A 21,153-nucleotide genomic window follows, 5' to 3' on the forward strand; every position below is an offset into this window, starting at 1 on the left:
TAATCCAGTACTATACTTTACTTAACAGATAGATTCAAGCATTTAAACAGGTTATTAAGGTCAACTTACACATTTATTATGACCTGCTGATTTTGTTCAAGGTATAATGTTTTATCTGTTGCAAATTTTAATTGATAAGTCTTCTTATGACCAAAAAAAATGCTACCGCCCGTCTCATTCACTTTTTGGTGGGGCTTGTTATTGCCTGCTTGGCATTGGCAGTTATCTTAGCACTTGCTGTGCCCATTGGTTTTTATGGGATGGCGATGTATTTATCGCCTACCCTGCCTAGCATTCAAGAGATTAAAACAGCAAATTTAGAGATGCCATTACAGATATATAGTAGTGATGACAAACTCATTGGCCAATATGGTAACCGTTTATCCTTACCCGTTACTTTTGAAGATATTCCTGAAAATTTGACTCATGCTTTTTTAGCAGCAGAAGATGCGTCCTTTTTTCAGCACAGCGGTATTAGTATTAAGGGTCTTGGTCGCGCGGTGACAGAAGTAGTAACTGATGACGACAGCCAAACGGGTGGCTCTACCATTACTATGCAGGTTGCCAAAAACTACTTCTTAAGTCCAGAGCGTACCTTAAATCGCAAATTGGTCGAGCTATTTTTAGCACGTAAAATAGAAGATGAGCTCAGTAAAAATGATATCTTGACGCTTTATGTCAACAAAATCTATCTAGGCGAAGGCGCTTATGGTATCCGCGCGGCGGCCAAAAAATACTATAGTAAATCCCTAGAAAACCTCACTATTGCTGAAACAGCAATGTTGGCAGGCCTGCCAAAAGCCCCTTCTAAATACAATCCTGTTGCCAATCCCAGTCGCGCGCTGACTCGCCGCAACTGGATCATTGGACGCATGCACGAATTAGGCTATATCAGCAAAGCACAACGCGACGAAGCGATCAGCTCACCAGTAGGCATTAACCTCTATAAAGAGAAGCTCGACGTCAATATGCCGTATTTGGCAGAAATGACACGCTCTACCTTAGTTGATCGCTATGGTGAGCAAGTGATGCATAGTGGATGGCGGGTACGTCTTACCGTTGATAGCAAGGCACAGACAGATGCGGAAGCGGCGGTACTGACCGGTTTGGTGGATTACGAACATCGTCATGGTTGGCGCGGGGCTGAAGCAAATGATGAACCTCTAGAAAATTTCCGCCGCTATAGCAATATGACTCCTGCCAAAGTCACCAAAGTGAATGCTCGCAGTTTTGAGGCGACAATGCCTTCTGGTGAGAATGTGACCGTTGGTTGGTCTGGGATGAGCTGGGCACGCAAGTATATTTCTGCCAATCGTATCGGTTACTTTCCTGACAACGCCCGCCAAATTGTCAATAAAAACGATATCATTCGTTTGATACCGACCGCGAATGGTAATTGGCAGTTGGGACAAATTCCCAAACTACAAGGAAGTCTGGTCTCCTTGAATCCAGAAACTGGCGCTGTTAATGCATTGGTCGGTGGCTTTGACTTTAATCACAGTAAATTCAATCGTGCTCTACAAGGCTGGCGTCAACCAGGCTCAACCATTAAACCGCTTGTCTATACTGCTGCTCTAGAAAAAGGCTATCGCCCAGATAGCATTGTTTCGGATCGACCGATTCAAGTGGGTGACTGGAAACCGAAAAATTCTGATCAACGTTTTTTAGGCGAAATCACTTTACGCCGTGGACTGTATTTATCTCGTAACTTAGTCTCTATTCGTCTCTTACAAGCCATTGGTATCTCTGATACGCGCGACCTATTAGATGAATTCGGACTTGATAAAGAAAAGCTACCGACGACTTTGTCGTTAGCGTTAGGTGCAGGACAAGCAACACCGTTACAAATGGCAACAGCCTATGCCACGTTTGCGAATGGTGGTCACCGTGTACAGCCGTATTTTATCGAACAAATTTATAATTATAATAATAACCTCCTCTTTCAGGCAAACCCACGCCAAGCGTGTGCCACCTGCTTCAATGAAAAACTTGAAGACCTCAATAGAAATCTCATCGAAGATTATAAGAAGTCAATTGAAAATGAAGACAGTGCTATCGATGATGAAGTGACGGTTAAAGAACAAAATTTAGAGAACAGTGATAATAGTGAACAAAACGGTAAAGCGCTAAATCTAAAGGTTTATGATGCTAGTCCACAGGCCGATCGCTTAAAAGCGCCAGCGGTTCAATATGCAGTGGCTAAGCAAGCACCTCGAATCTTACAACCCAGAGTCGCTTTTGAGATGGCAGATATCTTACGTGATGTCGTACAGCGTGGTACGGCAGTACGAGCCAAGGCTTTAGGTCGTGATGATATTGGTGGCAAGACCGGTACCACCAATGAAGCAAAAGATGCTTGGTTTGCAGGTTTTCATCCTACCAATGCAACTGTCGTATGGATGGGTTTTGATCAACCATCAACCATGGGTCGTCGCGAATATGGTGGTGTGGCAGCCCTACCTGTTTGGATGGATTTTATGAAAGCCCAACTTAAAGACACGCCTCATCAGTGGGTGTCTATCAATAACCGCGCCAAATCGAAAAAGCAAAAACAAAGAATTATAGAAATGACTGATGATGGTATTCTGGCCGATGATGAAGATACGGATAGCAGCGAATCAGAAAAACCAGTTAAGACGCAGACTCAACAGCGTAAATCACCACCAGCTGAGCCTGTTGAAGTACAAACTAGCTCTCAAGCAGCCAAACCTAGTAACAGTCGTAGTAATGATAGTGTGCCGCAAAACCCTTTATCGGTAACACCCGTTGAGCTCATGCCACCGATACCAGAGTAGACAACCATTAATAATATAAACTTATGACTTAAAAAAAGGCTTATTTGGCACTCGCTAAATAAGCCTTTTTTATACTCAATACTTTGCTCAATACCACTCTATTAAAGGACAGTCATCAGTCAACTAGGACACGTCTTCATTTCAAAAATGGTAATAAAAATGAGATAAATTTTTAATAACTATTTTTAGAACTCAACCATACCAGCACGTAGCTGCTCAATCAGCTCTAAAAACTGCTGACGCCATTCTCGTATTGTCGTCTCATCTGGCAGCCATTGATTCGACAAGGTCACAACGTTAACAATAAGATCAGGCGAGGCAGTATTGCTTGGTGTTTGATCTACGATAGTATCTGGTGGCACGGCGTACAAACAACGCTGATACGCACGCTCTATATTGGCCAAAAAACCCTGCTGCTGTAACTGCTGTAATCGCTGAATCTCAGGTGATACTTGGGTACGCTCGCTCAATGCTTGCTCAATATCTGACAATGTTGGTGCGCTCATGTTTAAACTATAAAAATAACCTAGCTCTTGGGTAAATGCGAGAAAGGCACCGTATAGATGAAAAATAGCAGTTTCACAATGGGCTTGGTATAGCTGCTTATCATCGGTACTTCCCGCTGCTTGGCAGGATAGACGACAGAAATACAGTTTTTGATTGGTTCGATCTGCTTGATATTTGGCAACGCGGGTTTTACCTACCATTTGCGACTTATCCTTATATGAAGTGTAAATTAGGGCATATTTTCCAGTGTACTATTTTTTTAGATAACAGTACCATGCATTTCTCACTTTATTGCACACACAAAAAAGCCAGCAACTTAGGCTGGCTTTTTATCAAATTAACAATAAATCAAAGACGCTTAATACTATTAATTATCCTGATTAAGCTCTTGGGCAAAGGCTTCATCAAAGCTTGCAAAGTCTTTACTATCCGTGCTCGCTGACATATCAAATGCTGCATTGTCAAACCCTGCTTTAAGATCTTTATCTAGCAGTTTTTGCTCCGCTTTCTCTTTGCGTGCTTTATGATAAGCAAGACCAGTACCAGCAGGAATCAAGCGACCAACAACGACGTTTTCTTTCAGACCACGTAGCTCATCCACTTTACCAGTCACGGCAGCCGCAGTTAGTACACGGGTCGTCTCCTGAAACGATGCTGCTGAGATAAAGCTTTCTGTTGCCAGACTTGCTTTGGTGATACCTAGTAATTGACGTTCAAACTGTACTGGGAATTTATCTTCCGCTTCCAGCTTCGCATTCAATGCTTTGATATCAGAGTACTCTGCTTGATCGCCTTTGAAGTGGTTTGAATCGCCGCCATCAGTGATTTCAACTTTACGCAGCATCTGACGAATAATCACTTCGATGTGCTTATCGTTGATTTTTACACCCTGCAAGCGATAAACATCCTGTACTTCGTTAACAATGTAATCAGCAAGTGCAGTCTGACCTTTCAAACGTAAGATATCATGTGGATTCTGTGGACCATCAGCGATCACTTCACCACGTGCTACCGTTTCGTTTTCAAAGACGTTGATTTGACGCCATTTCGGGATTAGCTCTTCATGAATCTCACCATCTTCATTGGTGATGATGAAGCGGTTTTTACCTTTAGTCTCTTTACCAAAGCTAACCACACCTGTCATTTCTGCCATGATGGCATGATCTTTTGGACGACGTGCTTCGAACAAGTCAGCAACACGTGGTAGACCACCGGTAATATCTTTGGTACCTGAAGAGGCTTGTGGTACACGACCCAAAATCGAACCGGCTGCTACTTTTTCACCATCGCTGACGCGAATGATGGTTTCAGCTGGTAAGAAGTAAACCACTTCTTTACCTTCATCAGTGTTCAAGATAATCGCAGGACGTAAGTCTTTTGCTGAACTTGAACGGTCACGAGTAGCAAGAATCTCAAATGAGCTCATACCCGTCGCATCATCAACTTTTACGGTAGCAGTTAAGCCATCAGTAATCTCACTGAAGCGTGCTGTACCAGCAAATTCTGTGATAATAGGATGCGTGTGCGGATCCCATTTAGCGATGGTTTGACCAGCATCAACCTGATCTTCGTGTTTCACAAGCACGCTAGAACCATAAGGCACTTTATAGCGCTCACGCTCACGACCAAGCTCATCGGTCAAGGCGATTTCAGCTGAACGCGATACGATGACTAAGTGACCATCGGTATGTTGAACCGTTTTCATGTTTTCGAAATGCGCTTGACCAGCACTACGAACTGAGATGCTGTTATCCACTGATGCTGAGCTTGCTGCCCCGCCCACGTGGAATGTACGCATCGTTAACTGAGTACCTGGTTCACCGATAGACTGTGCAGCCATAACACCGACTGATTCGCCGATATTCACTTTATGACCACGAGCCAAATCACGACCATAACACTGTGAACAAACACCATGCTCAACATTACAAGTAATAACTGAGCGTACCCAGATATCATCAATCGCATTGTTATCAAGCACGTTTACCCAATGCTCATCGATCAAAGTACCTGCTGGAATCAATACCTTATCGGCATCATCGTTATAAGTCACATCACGAGCCGTCACACGACCTAGTACTAGCTCGCCTAACTTCTCAATGATTTCACCACCTTGAATATGTGGTTTCATGAGCAAGCCTTGCTCAGTACCACAGTCATCACTGGTAATAACCAAATCTTGTGCCACATCAACCAAACGACGCGTCAAGTAACCTGAGTTAGCCGTTTTAAGTGCCGTATCCGCAAGACCTTTACGTGCACCATGCGTTGAAATAAAGTACTGAAGTACGGTCAAGCCTTCACGGAAGTTTGCTTTAATTGGCGTTTCGATAATTGAACCATCTGGCTTAGCCATCAAACCACGCATACCAGCCAACTGACGAATCTGAGCAGCACTACCACGAGCACCAGAATCTGACATGATAAAGATAGAGTTGAATGACTTCTGCTCTTCTTCCTCACCTTTGGCGTTCATGATTTTATCTGTTGCCAAGTTGTCCATCATCGCTTTAGCGACTTTGTCATTGGTACGTGACCAGATATCAACCACTTTGTTATAGCGCTCACCAGCGGTCACAAAACCTTGCTCGAATTGATCTTCGATTTCGCGAACTTCGCCTTCTGCCACTTCAATGATTTGCTTTTTCAGTGGTGGAATGACCATGTCATCAATACCGATAGACACACCAGACAATGTCGCTTGGGCAAAACCAAGATACATCAATTGGTCAGCAAACATGACACTTTCTTTAACGCCAACTTTACGGTAGCAAGAGTTGATCAAACGAGAGATGTTTTTCTTCGTCATCTCTTGGTTACATTCATCAAAAGACATACCTTTAGGCATGATGTTCCAGATCAATAAACGACCTGCAACCGTTTCTTTTAAGCTGATTTCTTTAGTCTCATTGCCATCTTCATCAATATGCGTCTCGGTGACACGCACTTTGATCTTAGCGTTTACATGCAAATCGTTTGAACCAATCGCACGCAATGCTTCATTAACGGTGGCAAAAATCATACCCTCGCCTTTGGCATTGATAGACGAGCGACTGATGTAGTACAAGCCCAATACAACATCTTGCGACGGTACGATAATTGGATCACCGTTGGCAGGCGACAAGATGTTGTTGGTAGACATCATTAAGGCACGTGATTCAAGCTGTGCTTCTAGTGTCAATGGCACGTGAACGGCCATTTGGTCACCATCAAAATCGGCGTTAAACGCGGTACAAACGAGCGGATGCAATTGGATTGCTTTACCTTCGATTAGTACTGGCTCAAATGCTTGCAAGCCCAAACGGTGAAGCGTTGGTGCACGGTTAAGAAGCACTGGATGCTCACGGATAACCATGGCCAGCATATCCCACACTTGCGGCTCTTCACGCTCTACCATCTTTTTGGCAGCTTTAATTGTCGTGGCTAAACCATGAGACAATAATTTGTTATAAGTAAATGGTTTGAATAATTCAAGTGCCATTTTCTTTGGTAAACCGCACTGATGTAGACGTAGCGTCGGACCAACAACGATCACCGAACGACCAGAATAATCGACACGCTTACCAAGTAAGTTCTGACGGAAACGACCTTGCTTACCTTTGATCATATCTGCCAAAGATTTCAATGGACGCTTGTTACTACCAGTGATCGCACGACCGCGACGACCGTTATCAAGCAAGGCATCCACTGATTCTTGCAACATACGCTTTTCGTTACGTACGATGATATCAGGGGCGCTCAGCTCAAGCAGACGCTTTAGACGGTTATTACGGTTGATCACGCGGCGATATAGATCGTTTAGATCTGAAGTCGCAAAACGGCCACCCTCTAGTGGTACTAGCGGACGCAAATCTGGTGGTAGTACTGGCAAGATATTCATCACCATCCACTCAGGCTTGTTATTAGAGTCACGGAAGGCTTCTAATAATTTAAGACGCTTAGACATCTTTTTAAGCTTGGTTTCAGAACCAGTTTGCGGAATTGCTTCGCGCAAATCATCGATTTCAAGATCTAAATCGATATCTTTCAATAGGTCTTGAACCGCTTCAGCACCCATTTTGGCAGTGAATTCATCGCCAAATTCTTCAAGGGCTTTATAATAGTCTTCATCATCAAGCAGTTGATACTTCTCTAGAGAAGTCAAACCTGGCTCAGTAACAATATAGCTTTCAAAATATAGAACGCGCTCGATATCACGTAGCGTCATGTCTAGCAATAGACCGATGCGGCTTGGTAATGACTTTAAGAACCAAATATGCGCCACTGGACTGGCTAGGTCAATATGACCCATACGATCACGACGTACTTTCGCAGTCGTCACTTCTACGCCACATTTTTCACAGATAACGCCTTGGAACTTACGGCGCTTATATTTACCACATAAACATTCAAAGTCTTTTACTGGACCAAAGATTTTGGCACAAAATAGACCATCACGCTCAGGCTTAAACGTACGATAGTTAATAGTTTCAGGCTTTTTCACTTCGCCATGTGACCATGACTTGATGACGTCAGGTGAGGCTAAAGTAATTTGAATGCTATCAAACTCTTGATTACCGTTGCCGGTAGGGCTTTGCATGATATCGAGTAAATCTTTCAAGTTGCTTCTCCGTTATCTTTATAATCATCTGATAGCGTATTATTGACGCAAATAAGATGAATGAAGGCAATGAATAGGGTTGAGACAAATCACTAAAAGCAGCAGCGATGCGCATACTGCTTTTAGGTTGACCACTAAGGATAATAATCAACTGAGACCATGTTAACGATAGTCTCAATCAGCCGTGCTTAATGGGTTTGTTTTAACTCAATATTAATACCCAATGATTTGATTTCTTTGGTCAGTACGTTAAACGATTCAGGCATACCTGGATCCATATACTGCTCACCATCAACGATGTTTTTGTACATACGCGTACGGCCTTCAACGTCATCCGACTTCACAGTCAGCATCTCTTGTAGCGTATAAGTCGCGCCGTAAGCTTCTAGTGCCCAGACTTCCATCTCACCGAAGCGCTGACCACCAAACTGAGCTTTACCACCGAGTGGCTGCTGCGTCACTAATGAGTAAGAACCTGTTGAACGCGCATGCATTTTGTCATCAACCAAATGGTTAAGTTTGAGCATATACATATAACCAACGGTTACTTTACGGTCAAACTTCTGACCAGTACGACCATCATACAACGTCTGCTGACCATCACGGTCCATACCAGCAAGCTCTAGCAGGTCTTTAACTTGGCTTTCTCTTGCGCCGTCAAATACTGCTGTGCCCATTGGTACACCAGCGCGCAAGTTATCTGCTAGCGCCATGATGTCATCATCACTCAAGCTATCAAGATCAACTTGCTCACCGCCGACTTGGTTATAGATTTTGTCTAAGAAGTCACGTAAATCTTTGATCGCTGCTTGCGATTTGAGCATACCATCGATCTTCTCGCCCAAGCCTTTCGCTGCCATACCCAAATGCGTCTCTAAAACCTGACCGATGTTCATACGAGATGGTACACCAAGCGGGTTCAAGACGATGTCAACGGTATTACCATTTTCATCATAAGGCATATCTTCAACTGGCATAATGCGCGATACCACACCTTTGTTACCATGACGACCCGCCATTTTATCACCAGGCTGAATACGACGCTTAACCGCTAGATATACCTTAACGATTTTTTGTACGCCATGTTGTAAGTCATCACCAGCGGTTAATTTGCGTTTTTTCTCAGCAAACTTCACATCGATATCTTTTTGCTTATCAACCAAGTACTCAGCGATTTGCGTTAGACGCTCAGAGATTTCTTCTTCAACTGGTTGGATATCCAGTAAGGTCTCAAGGCTCATATCTTTCATATCAGCCAATGCCATCACTGTACCAGCTTTTAGACCAGAACCACCGCTGACTTTTTGACCATCTAACAGATTACCAATACGACCACGAGCCGCTTCTTCAAAGATACGTAGCTCTTCTTTTAAATCTTTACGATAGCTATCAAGCTGTGATTTTTCAATCGCTCTTGCACGTGCATCTTTTTCAACGCCGTCACGAGTAAAGACTTGAACGTCAATAACCGTACCTTTGCTTGACGTTGGTACACGTAGTGACGTGTCTTTAACATCAGCCGCTTTTTCACCAAAGATAGCCCGGAGCAATTTCTCTTCTGGCGTTAGTTGCGTTTCACCTTTTGGCGTCACTTTACCAACTAGAATATCACCAGCATCCACTTCAGCACCGATATAGACGATACCTGCTTCATCGAGGCTTGATAGAGCAGCTTCACCAACGTTTGGAATATCCGCAGTGATCTCTTCGGTTCCAAGCTTGGTATCACGTGCCACACAAGTCAATTCTTGGATATGAATGGTCGTGAAACGATCTTCTTTAACCACTTTTTCAGACAGCAAGATTGAATCTTCGAAGTTGTAACCATTCCACGGCATAAATGCGATGCGAATGTTCTGACCCAATGCAAGCTCACCAAGATCCGTTGACGGACCATCAGCCAAGATATCGCCTACAGCAATAGCATCACCTTGGTTGACGATAATACGTTGGTTGATACAAGTATTTTGGTTAGAACGCGTGTATTTAACGAGGTTGTAGATATCAATACCAGCTTCACCAGCAATCATCTCATCTTCATTGACACGAACCACAACACGTGAGGCATCAACGTCTTCGATCACACCGCCACGCTTAGCAATAACACAAACGCCAGAGTCACGAGCAACGTGACGCTCCATGCCCGTACCGACTAACGGCTTATCAGCACGTAGCGTAGGAACTGCCTGACGCTGCATGTTCGAGCCCATAAGCGCTCGGTTAGCATCATCATGCTCTAAGAATGGAATTAGACCTGCTGCTACCGATACTACCTGACTTGGCGACACATCCATATGCGTCACTTTTTCTGGCGGCATACGCACGAATTCACCATAGCTACGCACACTAACCATTTCATCAGATAACGCGCCTTCTGCGGTTACTGGTGAATCAGCCTGTGCAATGACCGTACCAACTTCTTCAATTGCTGATAGATACTCAATAACGTCTGTTACTTTACCATCAACCACACGGCGATAAGGCGTTTCTAAGAAGCCAAAGCTGTTGGTTTTAGCAAAGGTCGCTAATGAGTTAATAAGACCAATGTTTGGACCTTCAGGAGTCTCAATCGGGCATACACGGCCATAATGGGTATCATGTACGTCACGTACTTCAAAGCCTGCACGTTCACGGGTCAGACCACCGGGTCCTAGAGCTGAGACACGGCGTTTATGGGTAACTTCAGACAATGGGTTGTTCTGATCCATAAACTGCGATAACTGGCTTGAACCAAAGAACTCTTTAACCGCAGCAGCAACAGGCTTTGAGTTAATCAAATCTTGTGGTGACAAGTTATCAGATTCCGCTGAGCTTAAACGCTCTTTGACCGCACGCTCTACACGTACTAAACCGACACGGAATTGGTTTTCTGCCATCTCGCCTACTGAACGAATACGGCGGTTACCTAAATGGTCAATATCATCGACTTCGCCGCGACCATTACGAATCTCAATCAGCTCTTTTAGGACATTAACGATATCGGCATTGGTCAATACGCTACGAGCGCGTTGGATGTCTGGATCATCAGTATTATCAAACTCTAACCCTAAACGACGGTTAAATTTCATACGACCGACGTTCGATAAGTCATAACGATCAGCGTTAAAGAACATGCTGTCAAATAGTTTTTCAGCGGTCTCAACCGTTGGTGGCTCACCTGGACGCATGACTTTATAGATTTCAATCAATGCTTCTTCACGGCTTGACGTACTATCAGCACGCAAAGTGTCGGCAATATAACTGCCTTGATCGATATCATTGGTGAATAGAATGCTGAACTCTTTGATAGACTCGCTGGCTTCAAATGCGCTTAATTTAACCAATAACTCATGGTCAATTAGAGTATTCGCTTTAGCGATAACTTCGTCATTCACCACGATATCTTCAGCTAAAATACGCTCATAGAGATGCTCATCAGGTATCGCAGTCTTCGTCATACCTGCTTCTTCAAGCTGACGAATACGGCGTGCATTAATACGCTTGCCCTGCTCTACGATGACATCACCTTCTGGTGATACGATGTCGAACTGAGCCATCTCACCGCGCAAGCGATCAGCAACCAGATCAATCTCGAACTGCTCTTCACCTTTATAAACGGCTACTTTATCAAAGAACAAATCTAAAATTTCAGACGTTGTCAAACCAAGCGCACGTAGAATAATTGAAGCCAATAGCTTACGACGACGGTCAATACGAGCAAAGACCAAGTCTTTGGCATCAAATTCAAAATCTAACCATGAACCACGGTAAGGAATGATACGCGCGTTATATAGCACCTTACCACTTGAATGCGACTTACCTTTATCATGGTCAAAGAACACGCCAGGTGAGCGATGTAATTGAGAGACGATAACACGCTCAGTACCATTGATGATAAAAGTACCGTTAGCTGTCATCAAAGGCATCTCGCCCATATAGACGCTTTGCTCACGGATATCTTTAATAGCCGCTTTGCTGTCTTTGTCTTTGCTGTCTTTGTCTTTGATGATCAGACGGATTTTGACGCGCATCGGCGCAGCAAACGTTGAGCCACGCAAGATACACTCACGCTCGTCAAATTCAGGCGTACCTAAATAGTACTCAACGAATTGTAGCTCTGCATTACCAGAGTGACTCTCAATTGGGAAAATAGAGGAATACGCAGCTTGCAAACCAGTATTCTCACGAGCTTTTGGCTTTTTGTGCTCTTGCAAAAATTGCTCGTAAGAATCTACTTGAATAGACAGTAAATAGGGAATGTCCATCACAGTGGGCAATTCAGCAAAACTTTTGCGAATACGCTTTTTTTCAGTATAAGAATATGCCATCGAGAGTCCTTACAGTAAACGTGGAAACAAATTAAAAGCGTGGCCAGCGTGCATAAATACGATGCAAACTTGGCGACGTAAACGATAATATAAAACAGGTAATCGTGTTCAGTTGATATCTTTTGTCAATTACTACTTCTGCTATCAGTGCTTACTTAGCACCCTTACTTTCATTTTATGATCGGTATCTAAGTCAGTCTATATGACCACTCAGACGACCAAATTCAATATCACATCATCTAAAACATATTACTTTTTAGGCAAAACTTACTCATAGAGGTAAGAAAAAATGACTCGTTCAAGGGTATTTCTAAGTTATCTGCTATCAAAACTGATTGTATTTAGTCATTTTTCTTTCAAAAAACCGGCTCTTTCAAAACCAACAATTCTATCAAAACTAATATCGTCGCTGATATGTACCGTCTATAAGCCTAACTACTGACAGTAATACTCTGCGAAACGGACAACCTAAACTTAATAGCTTTTCAGAATTAATAATAATCGGGGTAACTATAACTTTTAGAATCAGTATAAACTATAGTGTTAATGGGAAAGCATGCAGACACAAAAAAATGCCAAACATCTATGGACGTTTAGCTTAAATTAACTGATTTCAAAAACTGGCATGTGTGCTTGCATGTATATCGTCTGTCCTTTTGATGGGTATCCACCGTGATGTTGCATACGACTGTTGGCAGACACAAAAGGTCAAGCTACGAATTATAGTAAAAAAAAGCTGGCAATGCAAGGCATTACCAGCTTTTTTTGTACAACACTAAGATAAGCGAAGCTTATTTTAGTTCAACAGTTGCACCAGCTTCTTCAAGTTTCTTTTTCAACTCTTCAGCTTCAGCTTTGTTAACGCCTTCTTTGATTGGAGCTGGAGCGCTTTCAACCAAATCTTTCGCTTCTTTCAAGCCAAGACCAGTAGCTTCACGTACGGCTTTAATTACGCCAACTTTCTTCTCGCCAAAGCTGGCAAGAACTACGTCAAACTCGTCTTTTTCTTCAGCAGCAGCAGCAGCAGGGCCAGCAGCAGCAGGTGCAGCAGCAACAGCAGCTGTTACGCCGAATTTTTCTTCCATAGCGCTGATTAATTCAACGATATCCATTACTGACATTTCAGCGATTGCGTTTAACACGTCATCTTTAGATAGTGCCATGAGAACTCTCCGTTATCTGATAAAAATTAATTGATTTTAAAATCGCTTGGATTGCTTGCCAAATTTTCAAATAGGGTTGGCAATAAAGTGCAATCGGCGATGTCAAAGTTACGTTAAAACAAGCAATTATGCCGCTTCTTTTGCGTCTTTGATTGCTGCTACCGTGCGAACAAGCTTACTAGGAACAGCGTTCATAGTTTGAACAAGCTTGGTAACTGGTGCATTCATAGTAGCCATCAAGATAGAGAGTGCTTCGTCGCGAGTTGGTAGCTTCGATACGCGCTCTAGCTCTTCTGGACCATAAACAACACCACCAACTGATACCAATTTGGTCTCTAAAGCTTTGTGATCTTTACTGAACTCGAAAACAACTCGAGCAGCAGATCCCAAATCTTCCATAGAGAAAGCCAAAAGTAATGGACCAGTCATACGGTCTGACATGCTCTCAAACTTAGTGCCTTCAAACGCACGTTTTGCTAGGGTATTTTTTACCACTTTCAAAACGACGCCTTTTTCACGGGCTTGTTCGCGCAGCTTAGTAAGCTTTGCAACACCAATACCATGATATTCGGCAGCTACTGCTGAGTAAGCATTAGCAGCAACTTCAGACACTTCAGCCATAACTTGTTGTTTTTGCTCTAGCGTTAATGCCATAAGTTGACTCCTTTAATCTTATCAATCAGCTGAATATTTAATCATTTAAACCTAAGCTTTTAAGCATTGGCATTCAATAATTAAACGAATCGCTTAGACCGACTTGATACGACACGTTATCAGCATATTTATTCATAATAAATTTACTCATAACGACTGATTACGGCACCGTTATCAGAATGACATCAAGTGATAGATTGAACTATCGGCTCTTATCAACAACTGGGTGGGTCACCGTCTGCGTAGGACAACTAAGATTTTCATCTTTCGTCGATTAACAAAAGCAGCTCGTTGTTATTACTAATGATCCGAAAACAATTAATAAAAACGTAAAACCGCTTTCTACCTACGGTCTTAGACAGCATAGCGTTTGCTACGCTGACCTAATTCTTTAAAATATTTTTGCAGCCTTCATTTAAAATCGTCAAATAAAGGCACATATCTAATTATTTTGCTGTGCGATATGGAACTGGATCAATACTTAGACCAGGACCCATCGTGCTAGACAAAGTAATTTTCTTAATGAAAGTACCTTTAGAAGTAGCAGGCTTAGCACGTCTTAAATCTGCAATCAGTGCTTCAGCATTCTGGATTACTTGCTCAGCAGTAAAACCAACTTGACCGATAGTCGTGTGGATGATACCTGCTTTGTCTACACGATACTGTGCTTGACCGGCTTTAGCGTTAGTAACCGCTTCAGCAACGTTAGGCGTAACCGTACCGACTTTAGGGTTAGGCATTAGACCACGTGGACCTAGGATAGTACCTAGTTGACCAACAACACGCATTGCATCAGGAGCAGCAATAACGATATCAAAGTCCATGTTACCGGCTTTGATTGATTCTGCTAGGTCTTCAAAACCAACGATATCTGCACCAGCTTCTTTGGCGGCTTCAGCAGCAGCACCTTGAGCAAATACAGCAACGCGTTTGGTTTTACCAGTACCAGCAGGTAGGTTGGTAGCGCCACGAACCACTTGATCAGATTTACGTGGGTCAACACCCAAGTTAATCGCAATATCAATTGACTCTTTGAATTTAAGAGGTGGTAAATCGTTTAGGATTTGAACCGCTTCTTCAACTGTATACTGCTTTTCATGTACGATACGGCTTTGAATTTCTTTTTGACGTTTGGTTAGCTTGCTCATTTACACACCCTCCACGGTAATACCCATTGAACGTGCAGTACCAGCGATGGTACGAACAGCAGCATCAAGATCAGCAGCAGTTAAATCTGCATCTTTGGTCTTAACGATGTCTTCTAGTTGTGCACGGTCAACTTTACCGACTTTAGCGGTATTTGGTGTACCAGAACCTTTAGCGATACCAGCAGCCTTACGTAGTAAGTATGCAGCTGGTGGTGACTTCATGATGAAAGTAAAAGACTTATCGCTATATACAGTGATCTCAGTAGGAATCGGTAGACCCGGCTCTTGATTTGAGGTCGCAGCGTTAAATTCTTTACAGAACGCCATGATGTTCACGCCTTTTTGACCCAATGCTGGACCAATCGGTGGTGAAGGATTTGCTTTGCCTGCAGGGACTTGTAGTTTGATGTAACCATCAATCTTCTTAGCCATGATTTTCTCCTAAATGGGTAATAGCGCCAAATCAATGTGGTATAAACCTTATTGACTAACAGCTCCCCGGTTGATGAACTTTTTTGCTGATTTAGTCTAGCTTTTCAACTTTACTAAATTCAAGCTCGACCTGAGTCGGTCGATTAAATACGTTTACCGTTAAATGTAGTTTAGACTTCTCGTAATCCACCTTTTCTACCAACCCTTTAAAGTCAGTAAATGGACCATCGATAACCAACAGCTCTTCGCCCGGCTCAAATAGAGTCTTAGGACGTGGGTCAGTTTCAGTTTGATTCAAACGGTTTAAAATACGATCCGCTTCTACTTGCGTAATTGGCGCTGGTGTTTCAGGTGTGCCACCGATGAAACCCATAATACGTGGGCACTCTTTAACGATGTGCCAAGTATTGTCGTTCATTTCCATCTGGATCAATACATAACCCGGAAAGAACTTACGCTCACTCTTACGCTTTTTGCCGTCTTTCATTTCGACGACTTCTTCAGTAGGAACCAATACGTCACCGAATGATTCAGCAAAGTCACTACGATTAATACGATCAGTTAATGAACGCTGTACTTGCTTTTCATATCCTGAAAACGCTTGGACAATATACCAACGCATATCACGCTCCTGATCATTATAAGTAAATTTTGGGGTAAGACTCACTAATACGTGCGACTAACCAATAAAGATGCCAACGAACCAATTGAAAAAGTTATCTAATAACCAAACCAGAAAACCAACAATGGCAATCATGACAATGACCTGCCAGGTATATTGAAACGTTTCATCCTTACCTGGCCATGTCACTCGGCGCAATTCAACAGCAGCGTCTTTCAATAATATTTTAAAAGCGCGGCCTTGATGCGTTAATGCCAAGCATACTAAGGCGAATACAATAAGGGCAACGATAATACCAATACGTACCCAGACATCATTGGCAGGTTGCCAATAGCCAGGTAAGTACTGATTAACTAACGTCGCCCCGATTAATACTGCTGCGGCAAGTAGCCACAATATCACATCTTTTATTGAGCCTGTTTTAGCCACTTCAACAGCAGTTGTTTGATTGCCCGCTGAGATGTGCTTACCTTTAGACAGCATTCCACCAGCACCCGCCTTGGCATCAGATAACTTAGTCTCGAGGTTATCTTGATCATTGCTCATAAAGAACTCGCTTCGGAGATGGTGAGGTATAACAAAGATGTGATAAGAAGATGGCAGGCGATGTAGGACTCGAACCTACAACCCTCGGTTTTGGAGACCGATGCTCTACCAATTGAGCCAATCGCCTATGGGTGTAAAGGACAGCATTATACAATATTTGATATAAAATGCAAGCCTTTAGCGGTAAAATTATTATTTTTACCTAGTTTTGCTCTTATTTGAATGTGCTACTAAATCATCATTACTTTAACAAAATGAAAATGTAAGCGGCTAATAAGAAGCAGCGTTAATATAGCAAGCTCCGCTTAGAATTACAATAGATTGGAAAGTATATTATAAACGTTATAGGTATAACTGGCTAATCATGTTGCTAAGACAACGAAAGGTTTGATCATACTACTGAAGAATAACCATATTTCCTGATCATTTGATCTAAAAAAAGCCACCCTTAAACAAGGATGGCTTTTTTATGACTAACTCACAATCTCATTACTGAGAATGACAGATTAGTTTAGTACGTTAGCAACAACACCAGCACCTACAGTACGGCCGCCTTCACGAATAGCGAAGCGAAGACCTTTGTCCATAGCGATTGGGTGGATAAGCTCTACGCCCATCTCAACGTTATCACCAGGCATTACCATTTCAGTACCGTCTTGTAATTGGATTGCGCCAGTTACGTCAGTAGTACGGAAGTAGAACTGTGGACGATAGCCGTTTAGGAATGGTGTGTGACGACCACCCTCTTCTTTGCTCAATACATATACTTCAGCGTCAAACTTGGTGTGAGGCGTGATTGAACCTGGCTTAGCAAGTACTTGGCCACGTTGTACGTCTTCACGCTTAGTACCACGTAGTAGTACGCCACAGTTTTCGCCTGCACGACCTTCGTCAAGCAGTTTACGGAACATCTCTACACCAGTACAGGTGGTTTTTTGAGTGTCACGGATACCGACGATTTCGATTTCGTCGCCTACGCGTACGATACCAGATTCAACACGACCTGTTACTACAGTACCACGGCCTGAGATTGAGAATACGTCTTCGATTGGCATTAGGAATGCTTTGTCAACGTCACGCTCTGGCTCTGGGATGTAGGTGTCAAGAACGTTAAGAAGTTCTACAACCGCTGGTTGGCCGTATTTTTCTTGTGAGCCTTTTAGGGCTTCAGTCGCTGAACCATGGATGATTGGGGTATCATCACCTGGGAAGTCGTAGTCATTAAGAAGTTCACGAACTTCCATTTCTACAAGTTCTAGCAATTCTTCGTCATCAACAACATCACATTTGTTCATGAATACGATGATGTACGGTACGCCAACCTGACGTGAAAGCAGGATGTGCTCACGGGTTTGTGGCATTGGGCCGTCAGTTGCTGATACGACTAGGATTGCGCCGTCCATTTGAGCGGCACCAGTGATCATGTTTTTAACATAATCGGCGTGACCTGGGCAATCAACGTGAGCGTAGTGACGTGCTGGGGTGTCATATTCTACGTGTGAGGTGTTAATGGTGATGCCACGTGCTTTTTCTTCTGGTGCTGAGTCAATAGACGCGTAGTCTTTGGCTTCGCCACCTGAAGTGATTGCTGCTACCGTTGCGATGGCAGCTGTTAGGGTTGTTTTACCGTGGTCAACGTGTCCGATTGTACCGACGTTGACGTGTGGCTTTACGCGTTCAAACTTGGCCTTTGCCATGGGTATTTCCTCTTTTTTTGGGGTCAAATGCTAAGCTCGTATAAATACGATAACAAAGACGATCTTGACCACATTAAGATAATTGTTAAAAGGGTACACATACTAATGTGCAGATATTATAAGAAAATCACCGCCAATAACAAGTCTTTTAACCAATTATTGGCGTATTCTTCTATGACAACATAGAGATAATAGCTACATTGTCATATTTAATAGACGATTACTTACTCGTCATCATCTTTACTGTTGAATTTAGAGATGATGTCAGCAGCAACTGATTTTGGAATTTCAGCGTACTTTTGGAATTCCATTGAATAAGTAGCACGGCCTTGTGACATTGAGCGCATTTGTGTGGCATAACCAAACATTTCTGCTAATGGTACTTCGGCACGGATCTGCTTAGTACCGCCAGGTAGGTCTTCCATACCCTGTACTAAACCACGACGACGGTTAAGATCGCCCATGATATCGCCCATATAATCTTCAGGCGTTTCAACTTCAACTTTCATAATTGGTTCAAGTAGCGCTGGATCCGCTGCCATGAAGCCTTTTCTGAATGCCATAGAACCAGCCATCTTAAATGATAGCTCATCCGAGTCGACGTCATGGTAAGAACCGTCATACAAGGTCGCTTTTACGCCAACCACTGGATAACCAGCAAGTACGCCATTTTTCATGCGTTCTCGGATACCTTTATCAACAGCACCATGGAATTCTTTCGGTACAGTACCACCAACAACTTCTTCAGCGAATTCATATTCAACTGCGCCCGCTGGATCAAGTGGCTCAAGACGTAACCAAACGTGACCGAATTTACCACGACCACCAGTCTGACGTACGAATTTGCCTTCTTGCTCAACCGTGTTACGGATCGTTTCACGATAAGCAACCTGCGGCGCACCGATGTTCGCTTCAACGTTAAACTCACGCTTCATACGATCAACAAGAATCTCTAGATGCAGCTCACCCATACCACTGATGATTGTCTGACCAGACTCTTCGTCAGTATGTACACGGAACGATGGATCTTCTTTCGCCAAACGACCCAAAGCGATTGACATTCTTTCTTGGTCAGCTTTGGTCTTAGGTTCAACCGCTAGGCTGATAACTGGATCGGGGAATTCCATACGCTCAAGCGTGATAACATTTTGCTCATCACATAGCGTATCACCAGTCGTTACATCTTTCATGCCGACCAATGCAGCGATATCACCAGTACGGATTTCTTGCAACTCTTCTTGAGAGTTAGCCATCATCTGTACGATACGACCAACGCGCTCACGCTTCATTTTAACTGGGTTATAAACACTGCTGCCTTGCGTTAAAACACCTGAATAAACACGAACGAAGGTTAAGTTACCAACGAATTTGTCATTCATGATTTTAAATGCTAAAGCTGAGAATGGCGCTTCATCTGACGCTTCACGAGTGCCTTCAGTTTCATCTTTGTCATCAAGGATACCTTTAATAGCAGGTACATCCATTGGTGCTGGAAGATACTGAATAACCGCATCCAACATCTTTTGTACACCTTTGTTTTTAAAGGCAGTACCACAAAGTAATGGAATGATTTGGTTATCAATAGTCAATTGACGAATAGCAGTGTTGATCTGCTCTACAGACAACTCGCCATTTTCTAGATACTCATTCATCAATTCTTCTGTTGCTTCAGCCGCATTTTCTACAAGAATCTCACGATACTCTTCTGCTTTTTCTTGTAGTTCAGCTGGGATTTCGCGCTCTTCAAACTCCATACCTTGAGATGCTTCATCCCAATAAAGAGCTTTCATCGTAACTAGATCAATAACGCCTTCGAAATCATCTTCTTTACCAATTGGAATAACCAATGGCACAGGATTACCGCCTAGACGAGTTTTGATCTGCTCAATAACACGATAGAAATCAGCGCCAACGCGATCCATTTTGTTTACAAATGCAAGACGTGGAACTTTATATTTATTTGCCTGACGCCATACGGTCTCAGACTGTGGCTGAACGCCGCCTACTGCACAGTAAACCATGCAAGCGCCATCAAGTACACGCATAGAACGTTCAACTTCGATCGTGAAGTCAACGTGACCTGGGGTGTCAATGATGTTGATACGATGTTCGTCAAACTGTTTTGCCATACCTGACCAAAAACAAGTCGTCGCCGCTGAGGTAATAGTAATACCGCGCTCTTGTTCTTGCTCCATCCAGTCCATAGTGGCTGCGCCATCATGTACTTCACCAAGTTTGTGACTAACACCGGTATAAAATAAAACACGCTCAGTAGTGGTTGTCTTACCAGCATCGATGTGCGCTGAGATACCAATGTTGCGATAGCGTTTTAGGGGAGTTTTACGAGCCATAGTGTTTTCCTAGGAAAAGTCGTGTATATAATAATGTATTGTGTCTCTACCTCATACTCTATGACAAAGCGGTCAGCTTCATATTACTTACTGATTATTGAGCCTAATACGGACAAAAAAAGAGCAAATACTAAGAATAGTGCGGCATCAGATTTGGGATGCTCTCTTGTGACAAGCATACTTAATTAAGAGAGACATCTTGATAGATGTCCGCCATCTCGTTGTTGATAGTTAAAAACTATTTACAACAAAATAAATGATGGCGGCAATCAATAGAATAAATAACAATGTAAGATTAGCTGACTTCAGCCAGCTAATCTAAAGCTACTAC

The 21,153-nt window shown here is 43.0% G+C and carries 12 protein-coding genes and 1 tRNA gene; 1 reads left to right on the top strand and 12 read right to left on the bottom strand.

Annotated elements, in window-relative coordinates; genetic code table 11:
• Positions 1-146: 146 nt before the first annotated feature.
• A complete protein-coding gene (locus JMV76_RS09870) occupies positions 147-2,795 on the top strand; it encodes a penicillin-binding protein 1A (RefSeq protein WP_201502549.1) in 2,649 nt (882 codons plus the stop codon).
• 185 nt (positions 2,796-2,980) lie between these two features.
• Here the strand turns inward: JMV76_RS09870 and JMV76_RS09875 are convergent, their stop codons facing one another.
• The 12 genes from JMV76_RS09875 to fusA form a co-directional block, all read right to left on the bottom strand.
• Positions 2,981-3,502: a DUF6586 family protein gene (locus JMV76_RS09875; RefSeq protein WP_045453401.1), complete on the bottom strand. Its 522-nt coding sequence runs from the start codon at positions 3,500-3,502 to the stop codon at positions 2,981-2,983.
• Between the two features lie 167 nt (positions 3,503-3,669).
• Positions 3,670-7,902 carry a DNA-directed RNA polymerase subunit beta' gene (gene rpoC, locus JMV76_RS09880; RefSeq protein ID WP_055124834.1) on the bottom strand — a complete coding sequence of 1,411 codons (4,233 nt, stop codon included), beginning with the start codon at positions 7,900-7,902 and terminating at the stop codon, positions 3,670-3,672.
• Between the two features lie 188 nt (positions 7,903-8,090).
• Complete coding sequence (gene rpoB / locus JMV76_RS09885; RefSeq protein WP_201502550.1) at positions 8,091-12,209, bottom strand: DNA-directed RNA polymerase subunit beta; 4,119 nt, start codon at positions 12,207-12,209, stop codon at positions 8,091-8,093.
• 791 nt (positions 12,210-13,000) lie between these two features.
• Entirely contained in the window at positions 13,001-13,372 is a 372-nt protein-coding gene (gene rplL, locus JMV76_RS09890; RefSeq protein WP_011514491.1) for a 50S ribosomal protein L7/L12, read from the bottom strand.
• A gap of 126 nt (positions 13,373-13,498) precedes the next feature.
• The gene (gene rplJ, locus JMV76_RS09895; RefSeq protein WP_201502551.1) at positions 13,499-14,026 is read right to left on the bottom strand and encodes a 50S ribosomal protein L10; all 528 of its coding nucleotides are present in this window, start codon (positions 14,024-14,026) and stop codon (positions 13,499-13,501) included.
• 446 nt (positions 14,027-14,472) lie between these two features.
• A complete protein-coding gene (gene rplA / locus JMV76_RS09900; protein WP_045443901.1) occupies positions 14,473-15,174 on the bottom strand; it encodes a 50S ribosomal protein L1 in 702 nt (233 codons plus the stop codon).
• Positions 15,175-15,606 carry a 50S ribosomal protein L11 gene (gene rplK / locus JMV76_RS09905; RefSeq protein WP_010201717.1) on the bottom strand — a complete coding sequence of 144 codons (432 nt, stop codon included), beginning with the start codon at positions 15,604-15,606 and terminating at the stop codon, positions 15,175-15,177.
• Positions 15,607-15,697: 91 nt separating this feature from the next.
• Positions 15,698-16,228 (bottom strand): transcription termination/antitermination protein NusG, encoded by a 531-nt coding sequence (gene nusG, locus JMV76_RS09910; protein ID WP_045443893.1) that lies wholly within the window; start codon positions 16,226-16,228, stop codon positions 15,698-15,700.
• Between the two features lie 57 nt (positions 16,229-16,285).
• Entirely contained in the window at positions 16,286-16,774 is a 489-nt protein-coding gene (gene secE / locus JMV76_RS09915; protein WP_193009082.1) for a preprotein translocase subunit SecE, read from the bottom strand.
• Between the two features lie 51 nt (positions 16,775-16,825).
• A tRNA-Trp gene (locus JMV76_RS09920) sits at positions 16,826-16,901 on the bottom strand.
• Positions 16,902-17,280: 379 nt separating this feature from the next.
• Positions 17,281-18,471 (bottom strand): elongation factor Tu, encoded by a 1,191-nt coding sequence (gene tuf / locus JMV76_RS09925; RefSeq protein WP_055124836.1) that lies wholly within the window; start codon positions 18,469-18,471, stop codon positions 17,281-17,283.
• Positions 18,472-18,695: 224 nt separating this feature from the next.
• A complete protein-coding gene (gene fusA, locus JMV76_RS09930; RefSeq protein WP_201502552.1) occupies positions 18,696-20,822 on the bottom strand; it encodes an elongation factor G in 2,127 nt (708 codons plus the stop codon).
• Positions 20,823-21,153 lie beyond the last annotated feature (331 nt).

The sequence above is a fragment of the Psychrobacter cibarius genome, assembly GCF_904845955.1.
Classification (GTDB): Bacteria; Pseudomonadota; Gammaproteobacteria; order Pseudomonadales; family Moraxellaceae; genus Psychrobacter; species Psychrobacter cibarius_B.